This is a genomic window from Rhodobacter sp. P2_H5, assembly GCF_056403335.1.
On sequence record NZ_JBFUFS010000135.1, the window covers coordinates 1 to 594 of the forward strand.

The window sequence follows — 594 nt, forward strand, 5'->3', positions numbered from 1 at the left end:
CGGATAGACGGGGACGTGATCAACCGTGCCGACGCCAAGCCGCTCATCAGAAATCATCCGGTTCTTGCGGTCGAGATAGAGGACGTGAAACCGCTCGACCTCGCCGCAGACTGACAACGCACAATAGTCGATCACCGCCTGCCATGACGTCAGGACGGGATTGCGGTTGATGTGACGTGACAGGATTTCGCGTGCGGCGAAGACGGTGGCCTGCTCCTGCGCGGTCAACTCGCAGCTGCCGGAGCGCCGCGAGGCGAAAGGCGTGGCTTGTTCGGAAAATAGGGACATATGGGTCTCATGAGTTGAACCGACCACAACCGATCGGCAGCAGTACGCTGCGCGGGCGGAGTTAGCCGGGATGGGGAAAGGGGAAGAAACTGGTGCGAGCAGAGGGCCACCGGGCCCCCTGCCCTATCGCAAAACTCAGCTGACGCGGTCGAGGAGTTTCTTGGCCCGCCCTTCCATGTCGAGGCGCGCGTCCTGCTGGGTCTTGTCGCGTGCCAAGCGAGTAATGCCTTGAACAAAATCGAAAATCGATTCCGGAGGGCGGCCCTCTTCCATCAGAACCTTCTCGATGATCTTGCCGGATTCCGC

The 594-nt window shown here is 60.6% G+C and carries 1 protein-coding gene and 1 pseudogene; both read right to left on the bottom strand.

The window, feature by feature from the left end; all coding sequences use genetic code 11:
• Positions 1–228, bottom strand: a 228-nt coding sequence (locus AC1DVR_RS23950) for a JAB domain-containing protein (protein ID WP_478003116.1), incomplete at its 3' end; no start/stop codon positions are given.
• Positions 229–423: 195 nt separating this feature from the next.
• Positions 424–594, bottom strand: a pseudogene (locus tag AC1DVR_RS23955) (DUF932 domain-containing protein); the annotation flags it as partial.